Annotated in this window: 23 protein-coding genes, 1 tRNA gene and 1 pseudogene; 12 read left to right on the top strand and 13 right to left on the bottom strand. The window is 59.3% G+C overall.

Annotated features, from left to right (window positions below):
* Window positions 1-298: 298 nt before the first annotated feature.
* Window positions 299-4117 (top strand): cobaltochelatase subunit CobN, encoded by a 3819-nt coding sequence (locus MK_RS02720; protein WP_158295897.1) that lies wholly within the window; start codon window positions 299-301, stop codon window positions 4115-4117.
* Here MK_RS02720 and MK_RS02715 read toward each other — a convergent pair.
* Window positions 4101-4751: a phosphoribosylanthranilate isomerase gene (locus MK_RS02715; RefSeq protein ID WP_011018878.1), complete on the bottom strand. Its 651-nt coding sequence runs from the start codon at window positions 4749-4751 to the stop codon at window positions 4101-4103. The genes MK_RS02720 and MK_RS02715 overlap by 17 nt on opposite strands.
* A gap of 2 nt (window positions 4752-4753) precedes the next feature.
* Complete coding sequence (gene nucS / locus MK_RS02710; protein ID WP_011018877.1) at window positions 4754-5536, bottom strand: endonuclease NucS; 783 nt, start codon at window positions 5534-5536, stop codon at window positions 4754-4756.
* Window positions 5537-5599: 63 nt separating this feature from the next.
* On the opposite strand from nucS, the gene MK_RS02705 reads away from it, so the two are divergent.
* Entirely contained in the window at window positions 5600-5833 is a 234-nt protein-coding gene (locus tag MK_RS02705) for a histone family protein (protein ID WP_011018876.1), read from the top strand.
* On the opposite strand, the gene MK_RS02700 is transcribed toward MK_RS02705, so the two are convergent.
* The 8 genes from MK_RS02700 to hisE all read right to left on the bottom strand — a co-directional run bounded on the left by MK_RS02700 (window position 5830) and on the right by hisE (window position 11917).
* A complete protein-coding gene (locus tag MK_RS02700) occupies window positions 5830-7200 on the bottom strand; it encodes a cyclic 2,3-diphosphoglycerate synthase (RefSeq protein ID WP_011018875.1) in 1371 nt (456 codons plus the stop codon). The genes MK_RS02705 and MK_RS02700 overlap by 4 nt on opposite strands.
* Window positions 7197-7736 carry a cysteine hydrolase family protein gene (locus MK_RS02695; protein ID WP_148679522.1) on the bottom strand — a complete coding sequence of 180 codons (540 nt, stop codon included), beginning with the start codon at window positions 7734-7736 and terminating at the stop codon, window positions 7197-7199. Before MK_RS02695 ends, MK_RS02700 begins: the two co-directional genes overlap by 4 nt.
* The gene (locus MK_RS02690) at window positions 7733-8746 is read right to left on the bottom strand and encodes a M28 family metallopeptidase (protein ID WP_011018873.1); all 1014 of its coding nucleotides are present in this window, start codon (window positions 8744-8746) and stop codon (window positions 7733-7735) included. Before MK_RS02690 ends, MK_RS02695 begins: the two co-directional genes overlap by 4 nt.
* A 75-nt stretch (window positions 8747-8821) precedes the next feature.
* A tRNA-Ala gene (locus MK_RS02685) sits at window positions 8822-8898 on the bottom strand.
* A 30-nt stretch (window positions 8899-8928) separates the two neighbouring features.
* Window positions 8929-9873 carry a hypothetical protein gene (locus tag MK_RS02680; protein ID WP_011018872.1) on the bottom strand — a complete coding sequence of 315 codons (945 nt, stop codon included), beginning with the start codon at window positions 9871-9873 and terminating at the stop codon, window positions 8929-8931.
* A 12-nt stretch (window positions 9874-9885) separates the two neighbouring features.
* Entirely contained in the window at window positions 9886-11256 is a 1371-nt protein-coding gene (locus MK_RS02675; protein WP_226988660.1) for an NAD(P)/FAD-dependent oxidoreductase, read from the bottom strand.
* Window positions 11257-11274: 18 nt separating this feature from the next.
* A complete protein-coding gene (locus MK_RS02670) occupies window positions 11275-11640 on the bottom strand; it encodes a hypothetical protein (protein WP_148679521.1) in 366 nt (121 codons plus the stop codon).
* Entirely contained in the window at window positions 11615-11917 is a 303-nt protein-coding gene (hisE, locus tag MK_RS02665; RefSeq protein WP_011018870.1) for a phosphoribosyl-ATP diphosphatase, read from the bottom strand. The genes MK_RS02670 and hisE overlap by 26 nt, the downstream gene beginning before the upstream one ends.
* Window positions 11918-11943: 26 nt before the next feature.
* Between hisE and MK_RS02660 the strand changes: the two genes are divergently transcribed.
* From MK_RS02660 to MK_RS02630, 7 genes are all read left to right on the top strand, one after another.
* On the top strand, window positions 11944-13398 hold the full coding sequence (locus tag MK_RS02660; RefSeq protein ID WP_011018869.1) for an Rne/Rng family ribonuclease: 1455 nt from the start codon (window positions 11944-11946) through the stop codon (window positions 13396-13398).
* Between the two features lie 17 nt (window positions 13399-13415).
* Window positions 13416-14300, top strand: coding sequence for a (Fe-S)-binding protein (locus MK_RS02655; RefSeq protein WP_158295896.1), 885 nt, complete (start codon window positions 13416-13418; stop codon window positions 14298-14300).
* 65 nt (window positions 14301-14365) lie between these two features.
* Complete coding sequence (gene purL / locus MK_RS02650; protein ID WP_011018867.1) at window positions 14366-16540, top strand: phosphoribosylformylglycinamidine synthase subunit PurL; 2175 nt, start codon at window positions 14366-14368, stop codon at window positions 16538-16540.
* Between the two features lie 3 nt (window positions 16541-16543).
* Window positions 16544-17236, top strand: coding sequence for a hypothetical protein (locus MK_RS02645; protein WP_011018866.1), 693 nt, complete (start codon window positions 16544-16546; stop codon window positions 17234-17236).
* A 19-nt stretch (window positions 17237-17255) separates the two neighbouring features.
* Entirely contained in the window at window positions 17256-17822 is a 567-nt protein-coding gene (locus MK_RS02640) for a hypothetical protein (protein WP_158295895.1), read from the top strand.
* Window positions 17819-18340 (top strand): TIGR00295 family protein, encoded by a 522-nt coding sequence (locus MK_RS02635; protein ID WP_011018864.1) that lies wholly within the window; start codon window positions 17819-17821, stop codon window positions 18338-18340. Before MK_RS02640 ends, MK_RS02635 begins: the two co-directional genes overlap by 4 nt.
* A gap of 13 nt (window positions 18341-18353) precedes the next feature.
* Window positions 18354-19145 (top strand): DUF2110 family protein, encoded by a 792-nt coding sequence (locus MK_RS02630; RefSeq protein ID WP_011018863.1) that lies wholly within the window; start codon window positions 18354-18356, stop codon window positions 19143-19145.
* A 3-nt stretch (window positions 19146-19148) separates the two neighbouring features.
* On the opposite strand, the gene MK_RS02625 is transcribed toward MK_RS02630, so the two are convergent.
* Window positions 19149-20519: a HisA/HisF-related TIM barrel protein gene (locus MK_RS02625; protein ID WP_148679519.1), complete on the bottom strand. Its 1371-nt coding sequence runs from the start codon at window positions 20517-20519 to the stop codon at window positions 19149-19151.
* A gap of 62 nt (window positions 20520-20581) precedes the next feature.
* Here MK_RS02625 and carA point away from each other — a divergent pair, with 62 nt between their 5' ends.
* Genes carA through MK_RS02610 form a run of 3 tightly spaced genes read left to right on the top strand, consistent with a single transcriptional unit; the run spans window position 20582 to window position 23309 of the window.
* Window positions 20582-21667: a glutamine-hydrolyzing carbamoyl-phosphate synthase small subunit gene (gene carA, locus MK_RS02620; RefSeq protein ID WP_011018861.1), complete on the top strand. Its 1086-nt coding sequence runs from the start codon at window positions 20582-20584 to the stop codon at window positions 21665-21667.
* Window positions 21668-21684: 17 nt separating this feature from the next.
* The gene (locus tag MK_RS02615; protein ID WP_011018860.1) at window positions 21685-22695 is read left to right on the top strand and encodes a glycosyltransferase; all 1011 of its coding nucleotides are present in this window, start codon (window positions 21685-21687) and stop codon (window positions 22693-22695) included.
* Window positions 22696-22700: 5 nt separating this feature from the next.
* Window positions 22701-23309: a PIG-L deacetylase family protein gene (locus MK_RS02610; RefSeq protein WP_226988706.1), complete on the top strand. Its 609-nt coding sequence runs from the start codon at window positions 22701-22703 to the stop codon at window positions 23307-23309.
* Here the strand turns inward: MK_RS02610 and MK_RS02605 are convergent.
* Together MK_RS02605 and MK_RS02600 are read right to left on the bottom strand one after the other, a co-directional pair.
* Window positions 23292-23915 (bottom strand): TIGR00296 family protein, encoded by a 624-nt coding sequence (locus tag MK_RS02605; protein ID WP_011018858.1) that lies wholly within the window; start codon window positions 23913-23915, stop codon window positions 23292-23294. The two genes, MK_RS02610 and MK_RS02605, sit on opposite strands and share 18 nt — an antisense overlap.
* Window positions 23908-24369, bottom strand: a pseudogene (locus MK_RS02600) (Mut7-C RNAse domain-containing protein); the annotation flags it as partial. The pseudogene MK_RS02600 and the gene MK_RS02605, both read right to left, overlap by 8 nt.
* Window positions 24370-24386 lie beyond the last annotated feature (17 nt).

Here is a 24386-nt window from a genome sequence, read left to right as displayed (position 1 = left end):
CTAAGGCGGTAATATTATTACCTTTTCTCCTTAAAACTGCCGGAATCCTTCCCGAAACTCTTACAGAATTCGGCTAGATGGGCAGACGTGGCGGAGCACACCACGCTAGAGTCTTAAAGTCGGGTTCTCAACCGCGGAACGTGAGTGCGGTAGTGGGGGCTCGAGAACCTCGCCCCGCATCACGGTGGCGACGGTACTCCTAATCCTATCACTCTCGATGCCGGTAACGGCATCGTCGCAGCTCCAGTTCCACACACCCGATGCGGGTGTCAAGCCTGATGTCTATTGGGCCGACTTCTTGGGGTATCCGACCGGAGCGCTGTTCCGCGAGGTGATCATGCCGGACTCCCGCGGCGAGATAGTGACGCCACCCACCCACTTGGGCGGGGAACCGTACCGACAGAACTCCGAGATCGTGCAGAAACTAGTCGAGCGATGGGAAGAACTGTCCGAGAAACCGAACGATAGGAAGGTGATCGCGCTAGTGTACTACGACTGGCCCCCGGGTAGGGAATCGATCCGGGCCTCGGGATTGGACGTCTTCGGGTCCCTCGTCAACATCCTGGCGAACCTGAAGGCCGCCGGTTACAACGTGAGCACGCCTTGGGACGATCAGCTCCTGAAGATAGTCCAACTCGAGCGGGAAAGGCGTTGGGACGAGGCCGCCGCGCTAGTACGAAATCTTTCCCAGGAGCTGGCTCGGATGATCGAACTGTACGGTGTGAACGTGGGTTGGTGGCACGGCGACTATCTCCGCGCCATGTACGATCGTCACGCGTATCTCGCGACCATCCCCGTCTCGGAATACCTGAAGTGGTACGACCAGCTACCCGAGCCAGTTCGTCTCTACGTGGAGTACGGCATTCCGGGTCTCCTGTACGGGTACGCCGAGCCCCTGCACCGACCCTTAGAAGGCGAGGCACTCGAAACGTTGTCCCGCAACCTGAGCGCCATGTTACGCGACATTGAAACGCTCCTGAGCAACCTCGGAGTGCCCGACACAACCGACGCCATGAAGGCCCTGAGGGAACTCGCCGACGCACTACTCCGTTATGCCGCCGGAAAGGCGGGACACGACGAGCTGGAGCGCGCGTTCCGACGCGCCGTCGATTTGGGTCGCAAGCTCGAACAGCGGTACCACACCGGTATCTTCGGATGGGGTCCCCCACCGGGCGACGTAATGGTGGTCGATAACAAGTTCGTCGTGCCGGGACTGAAGTTCGGAAACATCGTACTCTTACCGCAACCTCCACGTGGTCTGCTCTGGGGAATGGCCGCTTACCACTCATTGCTTCTACCGCCGCCCCATTACTACCTCGCCGTCTACCTCTGGCTGAAGCATCACGTGGACGTCATCGTACACGTGGGGGCTCACGGCACGCTGGAGTGGCTGCCGTTGCGCCGCACGTTCTTGTCTCACCTCGATTTCCCGACGGTGCTCCTAGGTGACGTTCCCCACGTGTACCTATGGTGCCCGACGAGCGGCGAGCTTTACAACGTTAAGTGGAGGACGTCCGCCGTGGTCCTGAGCTATCTCCCATCCGCGCCCTCCACGGCCTACGACTTCTACCTTAACACGCTCGTGAAACTGCTGCACTCGTGCTTCCACGTCTTCGAGGGCAATCCCGAGGTAGAGGAGAAGCTGAAACCCGTAATTATGGAGCTCCTCAAGCGCACCCGGGTTTACGAGTGGATGGGCCTCACGTGGGAGGACGTGGAACGGATGGCTCGGACGGACTTCAACCGTCTCGTTTCCGAGCTCCACTCGTACTTGCATATGATGCAGGCCCACGGTGAATCGCCGACGCCGGTCCAGCTTACCCGCCACCTGCACGTCTACGGCCTGGTGACCTCGGAGGAAATCCGAGAGTACGTTTCCGCGCTGCTGTTCCGCAAGTACCTAGAGCTCGTGTCCAAAACCTATGGTGGGGACCTCGAGTCGATACTCTCGCCCGAGAACATCGAGAAGTACGGGGATAAGGCGCTGGAGCTCTTCGATCTGGTATGGAAGGAGTGGCAGTCGCTGATCGACCACCCTTCAGAGCTCCGTTTCCGCTATCCGGAACTGTACCGCGAGATGGAACGTATCAGGGACCTCGTCGTCACCTCCGCCAAGCTCGAAATCGAGAACCTCTTGCGCGTCCTGGACGGGCAGTCGGTGCCCGTGGGTCCGCCGGGCGATCCGACCGTGGATACTTCCGTGCTGCCTACGGGTAGGATGCTCTGCCTGCTGAACCCCGAGCTGATACCGTCGGAGACGGCGTGGATGCTCTCCGACGGGATCACCTTGAAGCAGCGCACTCTCTTCGTCCTATCCGCTGCTGACGTCCTCAACGATCGCGGACTGTCCCTCGCGGTCCTGCTCAGGTCGTCCGGCGTCGACCGCGTTGGTGAGCGCTACGTGCTATCTGGATCCCCTGTCTACTCTCCCGTCTTGGTGTGCCAGGGACTCGAGGCGATATTCGCCCAAACGCCGGCTGGACGGGCGCTCCTCAAGGCACACGTCGAGGCGGTCCTCAGGGCCCCGAAGGACCTCTTCGCCGTCGCCAACCTGCTGAAGACTCTCTCCGATGAGTGCGAGGATCCGGAGCTCCGTGAATCGCTTGCGTCAATACGGTTGGATCCAGGACTCTTGGAGAAGGGCCTCGTGGTGCTTCGGAAGTTCTCGGCTTCTCTAGGTGACGTCGACGTGCGCCCGACGTTCCGACCCGACTCTATCTGGTACGCCGCATGGGCGGTGAAGTTCCTCTACGATGTCCAAGTGAACGGAACACCGATCGAGAAGGCCGCGATCAGGGCGGCGCTCGGCGTCTACTGTCCTGCGGACTACACGCTGGGCGTCAAGGCCGCCACGGAGCGCCTGAAACCCGAGGAATGGGAGATCTTGGCCCGTTCCCTCTCGGCTAAGCTCGAGAACGTCCTGACCCCGGAAGGTTCGGAATCCGCTCCCGGACTTCTCCGCATAGACCTCCTCATCGTCGACGCCGTCCTGAAGCCCGTAACCGACAGACTTTGGGGTGTTCTGGCCGAGGATGCGATCGAGTTCTACGGTGGACTCCTAGCCGTCGCGAGGCTGATCAGGGCAGGCTTACCCGACCCGTTAGTGCTCGACGAGGTGTCCTCGCTGTGCATCCGTCAGCTGGCCGGGGAGCTCTCCCGAGAGTGGCACTCACTGTGGATGAACAAGGACTGGTTACTGTCGCTCCGTACCCCGGGAGAGGCTAACGACTTCCTGGAGCGGGTTTCACGGCTGATGGCGTGGATGATACTACTGGGCCCCACGATAGTGAAGCCGACGACCATGGCCGAGAGGGCCATCGCCGGGGTACTGGGACAGCTGTTCTTCGAGCTCGTTCAGCGGCTTGTTTTCGACCGAGAGGTCGTGGAGCACTTGGAGAAGCTGAATCCCTACGTGGTCGAGTCGATAGCGGGCCGGGTGTTCGTGCTCCTGGACTCGGATTTCGGTCTCCAGCTATTGAGGCGGTCGTACCATTACCAGGTGCTATGCCAGCTCGGAAAGCTCGAGGAAGCCGAGAAGTGGGCGCGAAGGTTTCGGGAGACGGCCCGGCGGGCCTCGCTGGAGACCTTCCGGCGGATCGTGAGCAAGTACGGCCCGTGCGGTTGTCTGGCCATAGTCCTTAACCCGGTGCTCCGCGGGATCGTGGAGGAGTTGGCCCCCGCAGCGGAGCTCCTCGTACCTAACCCGTTCTCCGCAGGAGTGTCCCCGGTAATCTCCACCGTCTCAAACTCCAGCGTGGGACGGAGCCCGGCGGTCTCCGCGGCCCGAGCTCGTGGCTCCACGCCGAAGTTCACATCTTCGGCGGCGGGTACCACGGCGACCACGACGGGTGTCAGGGGTTCCCCTTCTAACCGTCCGAGGCGAGTGGAACCCGTCCCCGGGATATCTCTAAGTGGTGGCTCACCCGCACGCAGCGTGTCCGTCGGTAGTACCGGGTCCGCGGTATCGGCCAAGGTGTTGAAACGACAGGGTGGTTCCGCGGGTTCACCCGTGCCACCGATTCTCAGGTACCTGGTTATGGCCGCCGTGGTAGGAACGCTGGTATGCTGGCTCGTGTGGATGAGACGCGCCAGTGTCCCGATTAAACCGACTTGGTAGCCCTTACGAACTCCGCTATAGCTTCCGGATCCTTGATTCCCGGCTCCTTCTCTACGCCCGAAGATGTGTCGACGGCGTACGGACGGACCTTCTCAACGGCCTCTCGAACGTTCTCCGGGTTCAGACCGCCCGCTAAGATCACGGGTACGTCCAGTCGCCTGACCAATCGCGCCGACGCGTCCCAGTCGTGGCGCTCGCCGGACCCTCCCCCTTCCGCGGATTTGGTGTCCAGGAGCACGGCATCCACGATCTCACAGTACTCCGCCAGCACCTCGTCCCCTATCAGTTCCTCTCCCAACCATACGGACCCTCGCTGATCCACCCAGAACGTCTTGATGACGTCTAACCCGAGCTCGCTGAGCTCTTCACAGGTTTCCGGATCCTCCGTCCCGTGAAGCTGCACGGCGGTGGCTTCTTCCAGCCGGTCGATAGGCTCTAGGTTGTCCATCAGCACGGCGACCCTCGACACGAACGGTGAAACTACGGAGAATACCTCGTTCGCGTGCTCCGCGGACACCTTTCGCGGTGTGGAGACGGGAACTTCTACCACGCAACCGACGGCGTCGGTTCCCGCCTCGTCGGCGGTCGCGGCGTCCTCGGGCCTGGTTATGCCGCAAATCTTCACCCTGACCACGGTCAGTCTCCCTCCCCCGCCAGGAACTCCGTGAGCGTGCACTGCTTCTTACCACCATCGTCCCTCAGCGGTACGGGTTCTAGCTTCTTCCACTCCAGCCCGTACTTCTCCAGGAGACGTCGGCACCTGTCGGTCACGGACGGAGCGACCAGTATCCCGCGCACTTCCTCACCTCGCTCTTCGCGGAAGGCCTCCACGTACCTGCGCAGCTGAGATGCCGCGCTGACACCGGCTCGAGTCCGCTTCAGCTCCAGTACGACGAACCTGCCTTCCTCGTCGTAGCCGACCACGTCCGCCACGCCGGCTCCGCACTCCACCTCTTCACCCACGGGACGGAATCCCGGCTCGATGACGCTGGGGTCCTCTCGGATCACACGTTTCATGTCTTCCTCAGACCTGAACAGGGAGAACACGGAATCCTCGCTTTTAGCGCCTTCCTTCGGTAACGAGCAGGCCAGGAGCACCTTGTGGAAATACACCACTACTTCCTCGGGAACGTCCAGTCTCCGAGATCTCAGCACGACACACCCGTCGCGGACCTCGATCGACTGCCTGGACGGTGCGGGGTTCCAGTTGGTCGGTTCCCGCTTCTCCATCGCGTTGTGGAGGATGAACGTGCCGTCCGGCTTGCACATGGCGATTCGAAGTGCGGGGCCGGCCACCGACTCGGCACGGCCGCGGTACTCGGCCTCACATATCCCCGCTAGTATCACCGGCTGCCGTCCCAAGGCTTCCGAAAGCTGCTTCACCTCCTCCGGATCCGGCTCCACCAGAACCTTCGTCAATCCCGACTCCCCGGGACCTATAATTACGCTCCCGAGCGCCTAGCGCCGTAGGGTGGAAGCGGCGTGCGGAAGAAGTTGCCGGTGGCCCCGTTCGACCGGGCTTTGAGGGCGGTCGGAGAGGATGTACGTGTAAGTCGGAAAGCCTCCGAAACCCTCAGGGATCACGTCCAACGGCTGGCGGAGGAAATCGGCAAACGGGCCGGAGAGATCGCGGCGTCACGGGGCAGCCGGTTCGTAGAGCGGGTAGATGTCGAGCGCGCTTTCGCCGAGGTGGTGTTCGGGATCGACAGTGATTAACCCTCGAACCGATCGATCGCCAGCTCGGCTACGTTCTCCACGGCGTCACCCACGTGGTCGTAATCACCTCCGACGGCGATGGGGACGTTGTCCACGTACACCACGCCCAGTCCGGCCTTCAGGGCCTCCCGAGTGGCCACGTCGACGGCGGCCGCCTTCAGCTCCGTGAGCAGTATGTCCGCATCGTCGATGTACTTCTCCAGGTCTTTGCGGAGCTTCGGACGGTTGCTGAGGTGCGGCGACGTCCCGACGATCTCACACCCGTATTCCTCTTCCAGGTGCTCGACGAGCCTCGAGACGACCTCCTCGGGTGCCGTCGTCACGAACATCGCCCGCTTACCCTCCACGTCCTCGGTGGGTTTAGGTCGGAACACCGAGAGTACTACCTCGATGCCGTCGCCGGCTTCCCGGACGGTGCGCTCGACTTTCCTGATTTTCGCGTCGTCCGCCATCGGTTCCTCGCACATCGTGATGATCGCCAGGTCGCACATCCGGATCCTATAAGGTCCTAAGTACCCGCCGATGTGCTCTAACGGCTGGTTGGCTCCGACGATCACGATACCCGCGTCCGTCTTGATCGGTGGTACGGCCGCGCCACTACCTTCGACCACGACGAAGTCGGCCGGCAACTCGTTAGCTATCTTGGCACCGCGCACGATGTTCGTGGTGAAGGTACGTCCCGCCAGTCCACCCGCGCACCGCCGACATCCGACAGTCGGGATCCTGCTGAGGAGCGCGTCCTCCCAGTGATCGCTCGCCGCGTGCTTACCCTTCTCGGCCTCTTTCAGTAGGTACTCGGGAGTCAGCTCGATCTCGTCCCCACGTACTATTTCGGGCTCCCTCGGACCTCCACGACCCATCACCACTACGCACGGGTTGTAGCCCCGTGCGTTGAGCACACGACAGGTGTAGGCGGAGACGGCGGTCTTGCCCACCCTCTTCCCGGTCCCTATGATCCGAAGCGATGGTTTCTCGAGGACGTCGTGGAACTCCACCGGCTTCAGTCGGAGGTCCGGGCACCAGTACTCCGCTCCCGCGGAGAGTACCGCTGAGGCTATCTCGAACCTGTTGTCGGGGCTAACCACGGGCTCGTCGCTCAGGTCCAGCACCACGTCGACGTCCTCTTCCTCGATCACCTTGACGATCATGTCCACCGGTATCTCGTCTTCCGACTCCGATAGCCAGACCCGTACACCCAGCTCCCGCTTGACGGCCTCGGGCTCGCTGATCTTCTCAGTCCCTCCGATGAACACGGCTCCTACGAGCTCTCCGAGGTCCAATTCCTCCACAGTCTCTAACGCCTCCCGAGTTACGGGGATGTAGTGCTCACCGTCCACCAACGCCAGTATCCTCTTCACGGCGGTCAGTCCCCCAGTATCTCCTCCGAATCGACTACCTCCGCCCCGAGCTTTTCCATGTGCTTCAAAGCGAACCGGTGGGATTCCTCCTCAAGCGACGCCACGCAGTCCCTCACTACGTACACTCGGTACCCTCGCATGAGCGCGTCCGCGCATGTGAAGAGTACACAGATATCTGTGCACACTCCCGTGAGGTAGATTTCTTTCACGTTCCGGGAGCGCAGGTCGTAGTCCAAAGACGTGCCGTAGAACCCGCTATACTTCCGCTTCCGCACCACTAAGTCGCCGTCCTCCGGTTTCAGTTCTTCTACCGGTTCCGCACCCTCCGTCCCCGCAACGGCGTGTTCGCCCCACACCTTGAACTCCGGATCGTCCGGATAGTGCTCGTCCCACACGTGAACGACCAGATCACCTCGCTCCCTGAACTCATCCGCGAGACGGGCGATACGGGGTACGAGTCGACGTGCCTTCGGGACCTCCAGCGGGGCTCCCTCCTCTACGAAGTCGCGGATCATATCGACGATCAGTAGTGCGCGCAATTTCATCTCCCCCGCGACCGGAGCAGTGCGGCCGCGACTCCCAGAAGCGCGGGCGCCCACCACATCGGCGCAGGCCAGCCTCCACCTGCGGACTCCTCGGCGCGCTTCGCTTCCCATAGTGGCTTCGAAGCGGGTTCGGCGTTCGTCAATTTCACCACGGCGAGGGTGACGGTTTCTCCCACCTTCTCCATGTCCTTTGGGTCTAACTTGTCCGCTGTGTTGGACTCACTCCACGGTGGTACTTCAAACGGCTGACTCATTACCTGACACACGGGGACGCGCTTGATCTCGTTATGATAGAACGGGTAGGTGTCGCTCGGGTACGTCGTGTCGCCTACCGTGACTGGATGTCCGAGTTCCTTCGCGCACTCTTCCAGGAGTTTGATGAGCTTTGGATCCCCTTCTACCGGCTTCGGTTTCGCACTCTTCTGAGTTAGGAACACATTCTGTCCAGCACCTACACAGTTAAGGTCGATCACTGCTTCACAATTCTTAATGATCTTTGGATGTTTCCTTACAAAAGCTTCCGATCCCTTGAACCATAGCTCTTCACCACCGAATCCAATTATTAATACGGTTTTCTTCGGACGGAAATTCTTAGCAAGCACTCGTGCCATTTCGACTTGAATTCCCATTGCTGCTGCATCATCTGTAGCACCTTCACAGAATCCTGGTGAGTCAATGTGGGATCCAACAATCACATACTTATTGGACTCGTCCGTTCCTTTAATTTCTCCTATCACGTTATACGTATATTTACCGCCACCTAAATCGACCTTCTCTTCGTGTACATTAAGCCCATATTTCTTCAATTCTGCTTCCATTATATTGGCTGCTTTCAACTCTGCTTCATTGCCTCCATAGCGTGGTCCTAGTTTGCATATATTCTTAGCGAAGTTTAGGGCATGCTTAGGGTCGAACTCCTTGACTTTGTTGGCGGGGTTAAATGCTACTACTCCGGTAGCTAATACTAAGCATACTGCTACTCCTGTGACTACCAAAATCTTACCATTCATTGTCGCTACCCCCCCTAGTCCGTGCGATGTCGAGAGTTCGTCCGAAATGTTTTGAGGATCATAACGATATGGCGTTGGTGGACCCGCCGGGATTTGAACCCGGGGCCACGGCCTCGCAAGGGCCGCGCTCTGCCAGACTGAGCTGCGGGCCCTTCGTCCCAGCCTCTGTCGTCCCCAGGTATTTAATAAAGATTTCGCTGCTGGAGCGACAGCTGTCCTAGAAACGCCACGAACACGGCTCCGCTGATCAAGGCCGCGGCTACGGCGGCTGGATTGGGTAGCTCTCCCTTGCCCTCGTGTTCTCTGCACACTCGTAATATCACCTCTCCTAACGGCTTCCTTCGGGGCACCCTCGGAATTTCGTTGGCCGCTATCGTCTTGCCCATGAATCGGATCGGGTCCGGCTCTCCGCTAGCTCCTCCGAGCAGCGCTCTGCCATCGTAGGAAGCCCAAACTTTGACGCTGCTTGACGTTTCGTCCACCGTTAACTTGTACGTGATTATATCTCGTCGGTGAAGTCCATACGGGTCTTTCCCCGCGATTTTAATGGCGGCGTCGATGGGGTTTTTACCGAACTCTTCGGATCTTCCCCGATCGTAGTACCTTGGGTTGTTCGTCACTTTAACGTACTCACCGTCCTTAATCTTAAACATGTCTATTCTCTCTGGCGAGGAGATTCTATAGTCGTACGATGCTACTCCGACGATGTCGTTTGGGGATTTTACGACGAAGTGTCCCCATCTAGCTTCCTTGAGAAGTTCCCCGGCCTTCTCTATTTCATCCTTCTTGATGCGACCTTTGGATACTATCTCGGCCCCAAGTTTCTCAAGTTTTCTATTCACTTCGGGAATATCTCGTCCTCCTATAGTCACTATCCACCCGTCTTCCGTGATCACGGTGTGGCAGAAGTATCCCCCTTGAATTTTATACTCCTTAATCGCCCTCCGCCCGGCCCATTCCGTGCGTACGATCAGTATTTCGGCCGGAAATTTAGCGTCCCTCCTGTACGCTACTACATCACATCCGTGGTGTACGTGCACCAGTACCGTGCAACATCCGGTATCGTGTTCAACACCGGTTTGGGTGGCTATAAGTAGGGCTAAGAGTGTTTGGAATATAGGTTCCATCTAAGTCTCCCCTTAACCGATACGCTCGGCAACTGCACGCCCAGCGATAACTCCGGTAGCGGCAGCGTTCACGATGTCTCGGGATAATCCGGCACCGTCGCCGGCTACGAACAGGTTCTCCACCCTAGTCTCCAGGTCCTCGTTCGTTTCCACTCGGGCCGAGTAGAACTTGATCTCCGGCGCGTATAGTAGCGTGGAGTCGGAGGCTACTCCGGGTATCACCTCGTCGAGACGTTCCAATCCTTCGATAATGTCCACCGTGACCCGGTGTGGGAGCGCCATCGAGATGTCCCCAGGCGTGACGTCCATCAGAGTGGGTGTAACGTGGGACCTGTTGATGCGATCCCAAGTCGATCGCCTTCCGCGGCGGAGGTCACCGAGCCGCTGGATTATCGGTCTGTTCCCACCGATGGTCGTGGCCAATCGGCCGATCGATCTACCGTACTCGATGGTATTTTCTACAGGTTCGGTCAAGTCCACGCTGACGAGGAACGCGAAGTTCGTGTTTTCGGACTTCTTCCTTCGGTAAGAGTGTCCATTTACACCCACGAATCCCTCGTAGTTCTCCTTCACCACGTACCCGCCGTGACATACGCAGAAAGTCCGTACCGGATCATCGTACGTCGGGGCTCGGGTGCGGAACTTCGGATCAAGCGACACTTCCACGACGGGTTCCATAACTATGCGGGGAACCTCGACCCGAACACCGACGTCTATGGGGTTGTACCTTAACCCCAGTCCCAGCCGCTTCGCCTCGTGCATCATCCAGTTAGCTCCGACACGTCCAGGAGCTGCGATGACGTAGTCTGCTTCTACCTCACGTCCGTCTTCGAGCTTAACTCCCCGCACGCATTCGTCGGCCAAGATCCTCTCAACTCTGGTTTCCGGGACGATCTTCACCCCTAACTCCTCCAGCTCCCGGACCAGGGACCCTATGACCTTCGGCAAGTTGTCCGAGCCGATGTGACGCTGTGGGATCCGGACGAACTCGACGTCGGCCGCCGCCGCACGGAGTGCGATCTCCTCCACCTTCGGGCCTTCGGGTACCTTGAGTTCCTTCGGTGCTCCGTGCTTCAGGAAGACTTCGTCGACGTACTCGACGAGCTCGTTCGCCGATCTCTTGTCCCCTACGATGGAAACCAAGTCGCCCCCGACGTCTGGCCTGAGGTTCAGCACGCCGTCGGAGAGTCCACCGGCTCCACCCACGCCGCGCATTACTTCCCCGCTTTCCAGCCGGTCTTCCAGGCTAGGTCCTTGCTCGTACACCACAACCTCCACGTCTCGCTCGGCTCTAAGTGCCACTTCTCGGGCCGCGAAGAGCCCTGCCGGTCCCGCGCCGACGATAACGACTCGCTCCATGTCGGCCTCGCCCGCACCGATCATCCCAGACGGTCACCGTCCTCAGAATTCGTCATCCGCTCGTTCGGGTCCTCTGGCACACTGGGCGGCGGTTTCCAGGAGCCCATCGACGGCTTCTAACAGTTTCGCGGTTTTCTCCTCCGGGATGCCTTCCTCGCCCCCAATCGGGATTATTTGGAGCTCCACATTCAGCCCTTCGTCTACCTCCTTCAGGGCGTCTTCGACCACACGCGCCAGGTGGACGGCTATCGCGTACGGCTCCTTGAGGCCCGGGTAGCCGCGGATCACGGCGAAAAGATCCCAGTTTTTGTCCTCGGGGTTCTGAAACAGGACCACGTAGTAGACGTACTTGCAATCCTCAGGCACCGGGGGATCTGGCAGCTCATTTCCTTCTCCGCTCGAACTCATCGAACACTTCCCCTATCTCTATCCCTAAGTACGCGAGTAAGACCAACACGTGGAAGATAAGGTCGGTGGATTCATAAACTACACCTTCCCGGTCCCCATCCTTAGCCGCGAGGATGAGCTCTCCCGACTCCTCGATGATCTTCTCGCAGATCTTGTTGATAGCCGGTTTAGTGTCGTCGTCCTCAGTGAGCTCCGCGACGTAAGATCCCTCCGGACGCTCCTCGATACGGTTACGGATCACTTCGTAGACCTCGAGGAGAACCTCGGGGTCTCCCATCCGCTTCCCCCGGGGGGGTGCTCTGGGTGCCCTGTAAGGTCAGGATACGTGGTATATACTCGACGGCGCTCACCAAGATCTGCCTGGATCACGGGTTCATAGTCACCCAGCCCTCCGATGACATTAGGCGGCGGTTCCCCGATGCGGAATTCGACTCCGGTTCGCCCGATGTGGACGTTCGGGACACGAGGAATCGACACGGCATCGAGATCCAGGGTCCGGCGGATGATGTTCGAGAGCTCGTGGACATCCTCCAATCGGAGGTCTGGGCTACAGTTACGGCCGACAAGATCGGAGAAGGGAGCGTGTTCAAGGGCGTGGTCCGTGAAATCGATGATCGGGCCGGGGTTGCCGTCGTAGATCTCGGGAACGGACTTCAGGGTTTCCTCAGCGAGGACGAGTCGGAGGTCGTGGAAGAGGGAGAGGAGCTCGTAGTACAGGTTGCGAAGTCCGTGTCGGACGGCCCACTCAAGCTGACGACGGAGGTCACGGTGGCCGGCGAGTACGCCGTCCTGGTACCCGTCGAGGGGATCAGAGTCAGCCGCAAAATCCGGGACGAACGCGAGCGTGAACGTCTGAAGCGTCTCGGCGAGGCGTTGGTCCCGGAAGGATGGGGATTGATCTGGAGGACCGCCGCCGAGGGTAAGTCCGGGGAAGAGCTGGCGGAGGAGATCGACGATCTAATCGAGGAACGTAAGCAACTGTTCAAGCGTGCCGAGGAGATGTCCGAACCCGGTCCCATCCGAGATGTGCGTGAGATGGAGTTGGAGATCCATTCGCTCGCCAAGAGCCGGCTCGACTCCGTGCGCTCCGAAGTCCTACCGACTATGGTGGGACACCACTACTTCAAGTGTCGCAGCCTCGCCGGTAGCGTGGCCGTGGATACCGTGGAACCGTTCCTGGATGACCTTGACGAGGAGGTCGTTGCGGAGCGCCTGATCCGATGCCTGACCAGGTCGGAAGGACCGTCCGAAGGCGATAGAATCGACATCGTCCACGTGAAACCGGGACAGGGAGTCAAGAAGCTCGGTGGGAACCCTAAGGTAGTAGAGTACGATCCCGTGGAGGGGATCCTCAAGGTCCGTCGTGAGATGCGTGGACCCGGCTTCTACGATGGAATCGACAAACCGATCGAGAAAGGTGATTACGCCATCTCAATACTCCCCGACGGTTCCATGGTCACGGTTCATCAGTATTTCAACAAAGACGGTGAGCTGAAGGGTCGTTACTACAACATAGGAACGCCGCTGGAGGTATTCAAGAACTGCGTGCGGTACGTGGATTTGGAGGTCGACGTCGTCGAACCCGAGGAAGGGGAGCGCGAAATAATCGACGAGGAGGATCTGGAGCGCGCCGTCGACTCCGGTCTTATCCCGGAAGAACTCGCGGAGCTCGCACTGGAGACCGCTAAGAGGGTCGAAAAACGTGGGATGAAGGAGGTCAAGCCCTACCCCGTGTGGAAAGGATTCGAGCACGGTTGAACCTAGGGGAAACGTTGTTGGAATGGGAGCGTGTGTTGGCCCGGTGTGACGGTTGCGGGGCTTGCGAATCCAGATGTCCGAACGACGTACCCAGAAGATTGTTCAACGTGCTCGCTGCCTCGGGTCGATTCGAGGAGGCGTTGAGCGTAGCTTCCGACTGCACGGTGTGTGGTCTTTGTGAGCGGCTGTGCCCACACAACATCCCCTACACGGAGGTGATCACCGATCTGAGGAGGGAGGAACCCACCCCAGAGGCCGTGCGAAGAGTCCGGCGGACGGGTACCCCGTACGGACGGAAGCTCGCCGATGAATCCGAGCCTCTACAGGGCGACGGAGTAGCGATCTTAGGATGCACTATCAGAAGTCGGCCGGAGTGGCTCCGACGGGTCATCGAAATCGTGCGCCGCGCGGGGTTGGCGACCTTAGGCGAGGATGAACCTTGCTGTATGAACTTCGCTCGGAAGCGTGGCGAGGAAGTCCCCGAGGAGACTGTGCAAAGGTGGTGCTCGCTGTTCGATGATTTCGACACCGTAGTGGTGTTTTGCCCGGGTTGTTACGATTTCTGTGTGGAAGTGCTCGACGAGCGTCCGCTGTACTACGCCGAGATAGCGGAGTTCGACGGGATACCGGAAGGTGCCGCTTACAAATCACCGTGCCACCTCGTGAGGCATGGAGTGGATGACCATGTCCTGGAGCGCCTTCCCGACGTTGAGTTACCACCACGTAGGCATCGATGTTGCGGCGGCGGGGCACTCGTGAGGAAGCCTTCGGAGTCCACGGTGAGGGCGTACGAACGGCTCGGAAAACCCGTCCTCACACCCTGCCCTATGTGCGTCACCACACTCGAGGGAGTTATTGACGTAAGGCCGCTGTGGGATCACGTCGTCGATTTATCCCGATGACGAACCCGCTGTCTGCCGACCACTCCTAGGGTGACGAGGTTACGCACTCCCTGAGGGGTCTCGGCTTGACGTTGGACGAACGCGATCTGGAGCTCATCCGGGAGGAACTAGGCAGGGACCCCAACGCCACGGAGCGAGCCATGTTCGAGAACATGTGGTCGGAACACTGCGCCTACCGTAGCACTCGCCACTTACTTCGACAGCTCCCCAGCGAGGCGGATCACGTCATCGTGGGTCCCGGCGATGACGCCGCCGTGGTCGCCATCGACGACGAGTGGGCCGTAGTAGTCGGTATAGAAAGCCACAACCACCCCTCCTACGTAGATCCGTACAACGGGGCGGCGACCGGTGTCGGCGGGATAGTCCGAGACGTTCTGTCCATGGGAGCGTTCCCGATAGCTCTCCTGGATCCGCTTCGCTTCGGCCCGCTGGACGGAGAACGCGTCCCCTACCTCGTCGACGGTGTCGTCCGCGGGATCTCGGATTACGGTAACCGCATCGGAGTCCCGACGGTAGGTGGAGAGCTGGAGTTCGATCCTTCTTACGAGCGCAACCCCCTCGTCAACGTGATGTGTGTGGGTATAGTTCGCAGGAGTGAGATCGTACGAGGTCGTGCGGACCGCCCCGGGGACGTACTGGTACTAGTCGGCGCTCGAACGGGCCGTGACGGGATCGGCGGTGCGGCCTTCGCTTCCGAAGAGCTGGGCGAGGAATCGGAGGAAGAAGACAGGCCGGCGGTCCAAATCGGCGACCCGTTCACGGAGCGTCAACTGATCATCGCCATCCGGGAAGCCGTCGAGCGTGGCCTAGTCAAAGGGTGCAAGGACCTAGGTGCCGCCGGTCTGACGTGCGCCGCGACCGAGATGGCCGCCGACGGGGGGACCGGCGTCGAGATCGACGTCTTTAAGGTCCCGCTCCGGGAGGAGGGGATGGAACCGTGGGAGATCATGCTCTCGGAATCCCAGGAGAGAATGCTGCTCGTCGTGGCCCCTGAGGATGTGGACGAGGTGATAGAGATCTGCCGTAAGTACGGTCTCGAGGCGTCGGTCGTCGGCAGGGTTACTGACGACGGCTACCTCACGGTTAAGGACGGTGACGACGTCATCGCTCGGGTTCCCGCCGAGTTCCTGGCCGACGGTGCTCCCGAGGTCGAGTGGGAGGAGGAGCCTTATTCGTACCCCGAGAACGTGGACGTGCCGGAGCCGGACCCCGAGGATCTAGTGCGCTCAGTCCTGAGCTCCCCCAACGTTTCGCCGGCGCTTCGCGAGTGGGTTTACCGGCAGTATGACCATGAGGTGCAAGGACGCACCGTCGTGAAACCGGGTCACGATGCTGCCGTGATGTGGTTGCAGCACGAAGGCCTGGAAGACGTGGCCCTGGCCCTGACGACTGATTCGAATCCGCGGCACGTGCTCATCGATCCGAAAACGGGTACGGAAGGGTGCGTCGCCGAAGCGTTACGTAACCTCGCCACCGTCGGAGCGGAGCCGCTCTGTCTGGTTGACTGCTTGAACTTCGGAAGCCCGGAAAACCCGCGGGTCTATTACCAGCTTCGCCGGTCGATCGAGGGGCTCGGAAAAGCAGCCCGCGAGTTCGAGGTTCCTGTAGTCGGCGGAAACGTGAGCCTGTACAACGAACACGAGGTCGACGGCCCGGTGAATCCCACGCCCGTGATAGGCGCCGTGGGAGTGATCCGGGGATTGGACTATCTAGAAGACTTCCCTCGAGAGCCCGAAGAAGGCGAGGCGGTGATAGTCTTAGGGGAGACCCGGGAGGAGCTCGGCGGGTCCCTGTACCTCATCGAGTACCATGGTATTAAGGGAGGTAAGGTACCACGCGTGAGGTACAGGGAGGAGCGAGCCCTGCACGACCTGCTCCGCCGTATCGCGAGGAAGAATATGGTTTCTTCAGTCACTGACGTGTCCACCGGGGGACTTCTAGCTGCCGTAGCCGAGCTACTGGGACCTGTCGGAGCCTCCCTGAGCCTGTCCGAAGTCCCGAATTCCGTGTCACGGTGGGACTTCCTGCTGTTGTCCGAGAGCCACGGTCGGGCTATCGTGACTACGGACCGACCCGACGATGTGTTGGGGGCTGCTGAAGAGGCCGGTGTACCGGCTCAGGTGGTAGGGGAGGTCACCGGAGACGGCGTCCTGCGGATCTCGGTGGGACCCGTGGACGTATCACTGGATCGAGAGGAGCTGGAAGAGCTGTGGAGATCCCCGTTGCACTACTTGGAGTAGGGGGTGCTACGACTGCCGGAGTTCCTGGTGTTCATCGATCATCCGTCCAAGAAGGAGGTCCCCGACTCCGAAGTGGAAGTGGCGAGAAGGCGCGTCGAACAATTGGGCGGAAAGATCGTCTGGTCGATCGCCGGAAGTATACGGAAGTACCATCCCGACGTGCGATACGTCGAGCGCCTACGTAAGGAGGGGTACGAGCTGGCCCTTCACCTCAGCCCTGGCTACATCGGCCTCCACCGTACCTCTCTCGCCACCGGAGTCCCGGAGGGTAAGATCAAGGAGGCCGTGTACGACGCACTGCGCATCGTGGACGGTGCTAAGTACCTGACGACCTGCGGCCCTCTCCACACGGCCCTCTTCCGCGGAAAGGTGCCGAGGAGAGGTTGGAAGGACGATCTCGGCCCGGAGTTGCATCCCTCGGTCGTCTATGGTCTCGGTCAGGCTGCGGCGGAGACGGGTTTGGACTTGCTCGTGGGGGCGCGTTCCCCGGAGTGGATTAAGGGCATCCTTGACGAGTTGGAAGTGAAGTATATCGAGGGTATCGGGATCGATAATTACACGATCGACGACGAAAAGCCCGAAGAGGCCGCAAAAATGGTTGCTGAGGGTGAGTGTTCAGCTGTTATAGTCCATCCGCGTAAGGACACGTTCCGTCGATTACACAAATTTATTACATGCTTGAAGCGCATCCAGTAAGGGGGTGGGGGGTTCAAACGTGTATGCCGAGCTGGGTGAGGAAGATCTGGAGGTCCTCAGAGACGTAACTTTATCGCTCCTAGACAGTGAGAAAGGAGTGGACCCTGAAGTCGCTAAGAGAACCGTGGATGTGATACTCAAGCGTGAGGCTATCGACGAAGAGATAGCCGAGGAGTTGGGTGTTGACCCGAGAGAAGTGCGGAAGGTGCTCTACAAGCTCCATGAACGTGGCGTTGTGACGTTCAGAAAGGAGCGTCGAGAAGAGTACCGGTACCCCGTTTACTCCTGGCGGCTCAACCTACGAGAAGTCCTCAGGAGGTGCCTCGAGGAGCGTCGACGGGAGCTCGAAGAGGTCGAGCGTGCACTCAGTAATGACATGTCTCATCCTATGTTTCACTGTGGGAACGATGACTGCCCTAGAATGTCGTTCGAGGAGGCTATGGAACACGAGTTCCGATGCCCTAAGTGCGGTGAAGTGCTGGAAGAGGTGGATCTCACCGAGGAGCGGCGCGAGCTGGAACGGCTAGCGGAGGAACTAAAAGTGGAGATCCGAAGGCTGGAGGAGCTCAGGGAACGGCTCGGTTGAGGGACCCCATTAGGGATTTAGAGCGAGTAGGTTGCCCCGAGCACGTTATCGAGCACTGCAAGGCCGTCTGTCGCTTGGCTGAAGAGATGGCCGAAAGATGCGAAGAAGACGTAGATCTAAACCTCGTACGCACCGGGGCGTTATTACACGACATCGGCAGGGCCCGTACTCATGGCATAGATCACGCGGTCGTGGGCGCGAACATAGTCAGTGAACTCGGTTACCCGAAGGAGGTCGTCCGGATCGTCGAGAGGCACATCGGAGCCGGTATTCCCAAGGATGAGGCCAAGAAGCTGGGTTTGCCGCCGAAGGATTACATCCCCGAGACTCTCGAGGAGAAGATCGTGGCGCACGCCGATAACTTGACGTTCGGAACGGAGCACGTCCCGATCAAGGTAGTCGTTCGCAAGTTCTCTGAACGATTAGGCGAGGATTCTCCGGCCGTCAAGCGCCTGATCGAGCTTCATAACGAGTTGGTCGATCTGAACGCTATACCTCCCGAATTAACCCGGTGGTGATCGTGTGCCCGTTATGGATGTGACTATACTGGAAAAGTTGTACCGGAACAGCGGCGCCGAGGAGTCACTCCGCACCCAGGTTCAAAGCGTTATATCTGATTTCGACGCCGAGCTCGAGGAGATCAGGAAAAACTTCAGGGCTTGGGCAGTGTTACGCATTCGAGGCCCTGAGGTGGAAGAAGCTGCAGAAGAAATCGTGGAAGAGTTCGACACCGTGAGATCGTTGTTCGACGTTTCTCCGGGCGACGTCATCTACGGTCGGATCGTGGACCTGTACCGCGTCGGCTACGGTATCTACGTCGACATCGGAGTAGTAGGTCCCGAAGTCGTGGACGCGCTCGTGCCGCTTTACAGACTCCGTGAGCAACTCCTGGACGGTGAGAAGGCGTCGATACGTGACATCGGTAGGAGTTTCGGCTTCGTCGAGAACATGCCTCTAGAGGTGGAGATCGTCGAGGTGAACGAGGAACGTGGTGAGATCGAAGCGAGACTTACCGATGAGCAGGTCGAATACCTGCTCGAGATGGCGGCCGACCCTTACGATAGGATGATCGTAGCCGGTATCACGCGGAAACGCCTTCAGAGGATACTGAACCGCGCCGGCTTCGGGCGACGCGTCATCCGGATCGAAAGATGGGGGCTTCTGGAGAACGAAGTGGTGTTCGATGAAGGCGTCGACGCCCCCGGCGTCCTGGCTAAAATAGGACCGTACCTGCGAGGCGGCGAAGTGGAGCTGATATACGATGACAAGTTCTTGGAGCGGATAGGGTTCATCCCCAGTCCTGAAGGCCCCATCCTCGAGTGACGTTCAGTCACAGATTCCTTCCCAGAGATCCATGATCGGTTCGATCTCGATCGCCAGCACCCCGAACATTTTCTCCTTCCCACTCGAGTAAAAGCGCCGGTATATCTCCACGCCCTCCTCGATGGAATCCACGTTCGGAAGGACGTTTTCGAGCCCCTCTTCCCTCAACATCTCTTCGAACGAGTCGTACTCTCTCACGTCTATCACCTTCACGAGAAGCCTACGGTTGAAGAGTATCTTATCTCCGGGCTTTATTCTGGCACGTTTGTCGTCCTTCACGCGTCCTTCTACGGTCTTTTTACCTTCTTTGATGAGGTTCAAGTACTCCTCCTCTAACCCCATGTGGTGGACTCGCAGTCGCTTACCCTCTCGGCGCGCCTGTTCCAGCTTCATGGGATCCACCCCCTCGAAGAGTATGGTCCCAAGGATAACGCCCGAAACGCCGGGAGTACCCAAAGCCAGCTTCACGTGCTCCGGATGCCCGACGCCCCCTCCGATCAGGGCCGTAGAGTACATCCCGACGGACGTCGCGGCCTCGTACGGCGGTCCCTCCTTCGAACCGACTGCACCGACGTCGATCACGAGCACGCCCGGATCGCGTCTGTACACTACTTCCACCACGGTGTCCAAGAAGTCGCCCACGCCGTCCCAGGGGCCGAGGATCTCAGAGCCGTTCAAGTCCAGCCCTGCCACAGCACTCTCGTCCTCCTCTAGATCTTCGATGTACTCGCTCTTGTCGTCATAGCATTCCGTAGGGATCACCCTGTGGGCGTGACTCGGAAGGTCGGGTTCACACGCCCCCACGTCCACGAAGACGGGCTTCTCTAATGACTCAAGAGCATCTGAGGTATCTGCGGGCTCGCCGCGTAGAATAGCGTCCAAGTCCGCAACGTAGACGAAGTCCAAGTCGTAACGTTCCACTAAAAGCGTCGCTAACTCGTGCGGGTCGTCCGGTAGATCGTAACGTCGAGAGATCGGTATGTACTCTCGGACGTCGGGGCTCCGACGAACGACGACTTTACCCTCCTTAATGTCCAGTGCGACGCCGAGGCCCAAGTGTTTCTCCTCGGCTTCCAGTAGGTCCCACGCGGCTGCCTTGTACAGTTGGAGTGCTCTCACCTCGAGGTGTTCGGCCTTACCCTCCAACACCCGAGTTAAGTTCCGAAGCGGGCCGACGTGGTCGCCTCTTCTCGCCGTCGCGGCCCCCGCCAATGCTTCGGGATTGATCCCGGTGGTCCGCCTGAGTGCATGTCGTAGCGTCTCGATCGCACCGCGTACAAAAACGCTGGTAGAGGTCTCGTCCCACTCCCTCTTGAGTGACGTTATCCTGGCGTCCGACACCCGTCGCAGCAGCGGTCTCAGCTCCCTTATCAACGTGGGCCCCCCGGTGTAGCTTTTATCACCAAGATCCTAGGAAACTCCGAGGGTTCGTCCGGTTGAGGGCGGCACTCGCGCTTGAGGATGGGACGATAGTACATGGCGAACTTTTCGGGAGTCCGCGCGAGGCCGAAGGGGAAGTCGTGTTTAACACTTCTCACACTGGCTTCCAGGAAGCTCTGACAGATCCGTCCTACCGCGGACAGATCCTAATCATGACGTTCCCGATGCAAGGCAACTATGGGATCTTACCGGAAGTCGGCGAGTCCGACAGGGTGCAAGTGGAGGGCTTCGTCGTGCGGTACCTCCACGATGGTCCCATCCATCCGCGCGCCGAAATCACATTGGACGAATTCCTCCAGGACCACGGCGTCCCGGGGATCGCGGGCGTCGACACGCGGATGCTGACGAGGAAAATCCGGACGGAGGGTGCCATGAGAGGGGTTCTGGTACCCTACGAACCGGACGACCAACCTTCCGATGAAGAACTACTGGAGCGAGTGCGGGAAGTTCCCCATATCTCGGAGATGGATCTGGTGCCGCAGGTCTCGGTCCGTGAGGAATACCGGTTCTCCGACGGAAAACCGGAGATCGTGGTCATAGATTGCGGTGTGAAGCGGAGCATACTGCGTGAGCTGGCCAAACGCGGCGCCGGCGTTACCGTAGTCCCGTACGACACTTCGGCCCAGGAGATAATGGACATCGATCCCGACGGTGTCGTAGTATCCAACGGACCGGGCGACCCCAAACGCGTCAGGGAGACCGTGGAAACGGTCCGTGAACTGATAGGTCAGGTTCCATTGATGGGTATATGTCTTGGCAACCAAATCCTCGGACTCGCCGAGGGGGGCGATACTTTCAAGCTGAAGTTCGGGCACCGTGGCGCGAACCAGCCCGTCAAGGATCTTGATAAGGATAGAGTCTACATCACTTCCCAGAACCATGGATTCGCACTGGATCCGGACAGTCTCAGAGACACGCCCTTGAGAGTCCGCTGGGTTAACGTCAACGACGGTACGGTCGAAGGCGTCGTTCACACGGACGCCCCGGCGTTTTCCGTGCAGTTCCACCCGGAGGCAGGGCCCGGTCCTTGGGATACCAAGTGGGTGTTCGACGAGTTCCTGGCCATGTGTCGCGAACACTGACCTCCGGGGAACCCCCGTTGGAACGCATCGTCGTACTGATACCAGCTAAGCACGAATCAGTGGAAGCTGTGGAGAAACCTCTCCGTTCCGTCTTATCGCAGAAGGGCGTCGAAATCGAGAAAGTGGTGATCGCCGCCGGGACGGAAGACGATCACAGACGGTTCTCGCGGCGGTTCGCCGACGACGATATCGTGGAAGTGGTGAAGGCGGGAGGCAACGTCAAGGGTGAGACGGTTAACAACGCCCTGAAGCGCGTGAGTGCCCGCGCCGACTACGTATTCCTCATCGACGCCGGGGACGAGCTCGGTTCCGACCGCTACATTCGTGAGCTGCTCGAGGAGGACGCTACCCTAGCCTTCGGTAGAATCCGCTACTGTGGAAGGAACCTGACAGGGTTGATGGTGGGGCTTCAGTTCGACGTCGTCAGTTCTGGGATATCATTCTGGGGGAACGTCGTCGGGTCAGCCCCCGTTTTCACCACCGGCACCTTGTTCAAGGCGACGTTCCTCCTTGAAGAGGGTCTTCCGGAAAATCTCGCGGAGGACGTCACACTCGGTCTTATCCACACGTGGCGGAAGGTCGGGTTCGTATACCGACCTGATTTGGAGGTGTGGATGGACGACCCGGCCAGCCTGAAGGAGAACTTCTTCCAGCAGTCACGTTGGTGGGCGGGGATGTACCAAGCCTGTGCGGAGGCACTTCGATCTCGGAACCTTCCCGGAATAGGGTTCGCCGTCTTCGTCCTGGGATCGCTCTTGGCGTCGTTCCTCACCACTTATATTCTCCCGTTGGTGTATCCATGGACGATACTGATCTCTCTCGCCGGTCGCATGATCTACTCGGTCCTTGCTGCACTCGAATGTTCGAACCGTAGAGGGCCACTCTGGGCTCTCGCGGTTATGCCCTGTCAGTTCATGTGGACGTTCTTCGTCGAATGGGCCGCCGTGTACGGCCTGATCTGGCTTGCGATCCGTGGTAACGTTTGGTACAGGACCACTCGCGCCTCGGAGGGGGACGATCATGATTGATCGTAATGACGGTATTTGCACACCCAGACGACATGGAAGTTCATTGTGGAGGGACCGTGCGTAAGCTTTCCTCCGCGGGGCACAGAGTTATCGAAGTAATAATGAGCAAGGGAAACAACGGCGGCGACGAGGAGGTCCGGGAGCGTGAGGCCATCGAGGGTGCCAAATGTCTCGGTGTCGATCGAGTCGAATTCTTGAACCATGAAGACGGCAGGATCTCCGTCGATCCCGAGAGTATCGATGCCGTCCGGGCACTGATCTCGAAGTTCGAGCCAGACGTTGTGTTCACACACTCCCCCAATGACACGCACCAAGACCATCGCCGCACGTTTCGAATAGTAACATCGGCCGTCAGCAAGTTCCCCGAAGTGACCGTGCTGATGGGGGAAGGACCCTCCACGGTGGGGTTTCAACCCGTAGTTTACGTCGACGTCACCGACGTGCTGGAGAAGAAGCTGGAAGCTGTCAGGGTACACCGCTCCCAAGTCGAACGCGGGGCGATCAGTGAGGAAATGGTGATGAAGACCGCGGAGTTCCGTGGGATGGAGATAGGTGTCAAGTACGCGGAAGCCTTCGAGGCCTTCCGGATCAGCGGTTCACTGCTCCTCGGCTAGATCCCTTTCCCGGACCGGCCCTTCCGGCTCCTCTTCCTCGAACACCTGCGCTTCGAACACGTAGATTTCGCAGTCCGGAGAACACCACCAGTCCGGTGGTAAACCCGCCTTCAGGCAGGCGTGAGACAGGAACTCTATTTCGTCCCAACCTTCCTCCACTGGTACCTGCGGCAGCAAGAGCCCCGATCGGGCTCCGCGGCGCACTATGATACCGTGTCTTCCGATCTCGATTTTCTCGACGTACTCTTTCGGGTTATCGACCTCCAGTTTCTTAGGTGGTGTTAACACGCTGACCTCTATCTTGATCTCCTCCATCTCCGAAGGGTCGCGCATAGGCGGGAACCGCGGATCGCCGGTGGCCGCACTGATTGCGGCCTCTACGGTGGCTTCCACCAGGGGCTTGATGGGTTCCGGAAACCCGATGCAGCCTCTCAGTTCGTCGTCCGGGTACTTCTTAAGCGTGACGAAGACTCCGCGCTTTTCTGCGAGTCGTTGAGTTGGAGGCTTTTCCTCGATCTTTTTGCCGGACTCAAGGTAATGTACGATTGCTTTCCGCGCAAGGCGAACTAGGAACTCCCCTTCCTCCAACGTTAATTTTTCACCCACGTAGATGCCCCCTTTGAACTCGGCGTAGGGCTTTCTTTACGCGGTCGATAGTCTCCTCCATATCTCGCCAATGCCCGCCGACCCAGTACTTACGCCGACACTCCGGGCATTCCCACGTCACTTCGAACGGTCCCGGATTTTCAGCTGTCACCCGTCGTACCCGCGCGTTACACTCGGGGCAACGTGATTCATCCGGGTCTAGGAAAGCTTCGTCTCCTAGGAACTCTAACACCTCGGCTATCTGTTCCGGTACGCTATCGGCCGTGATTAGAACGGCCCGAGCCCTTCGGGCGAGCTGTCTGTCCCTCGTGATCAGCAGGGCATCGTGTTCCCGGCAGAATTCCACCAGCACTTCGTCTTCATCCTCGACCTTCGTAGGATCGACCACTTCGTGGGCGGCTACCGTGGGGTATCCTAACAGCCTGAGCCACCTGCACAGGCGCAGGAGCATGTGATCGGTGAGAAGGAGCG

Origin of the sequence: Methanopyrus kandleri AV19, from assembly GCF_000007185.1 — an archaeon.
GTDB classification, from domain to species: domain Archaea; phylum JAADCQ01; class Methanopyri; order Methanopyrales; family Methanopyraceae; genus Methanopyrus; species Methanopyrus kandleri.
This window is presented reverse-complemented; position numbering and strand designations above follow the sequence as displayed.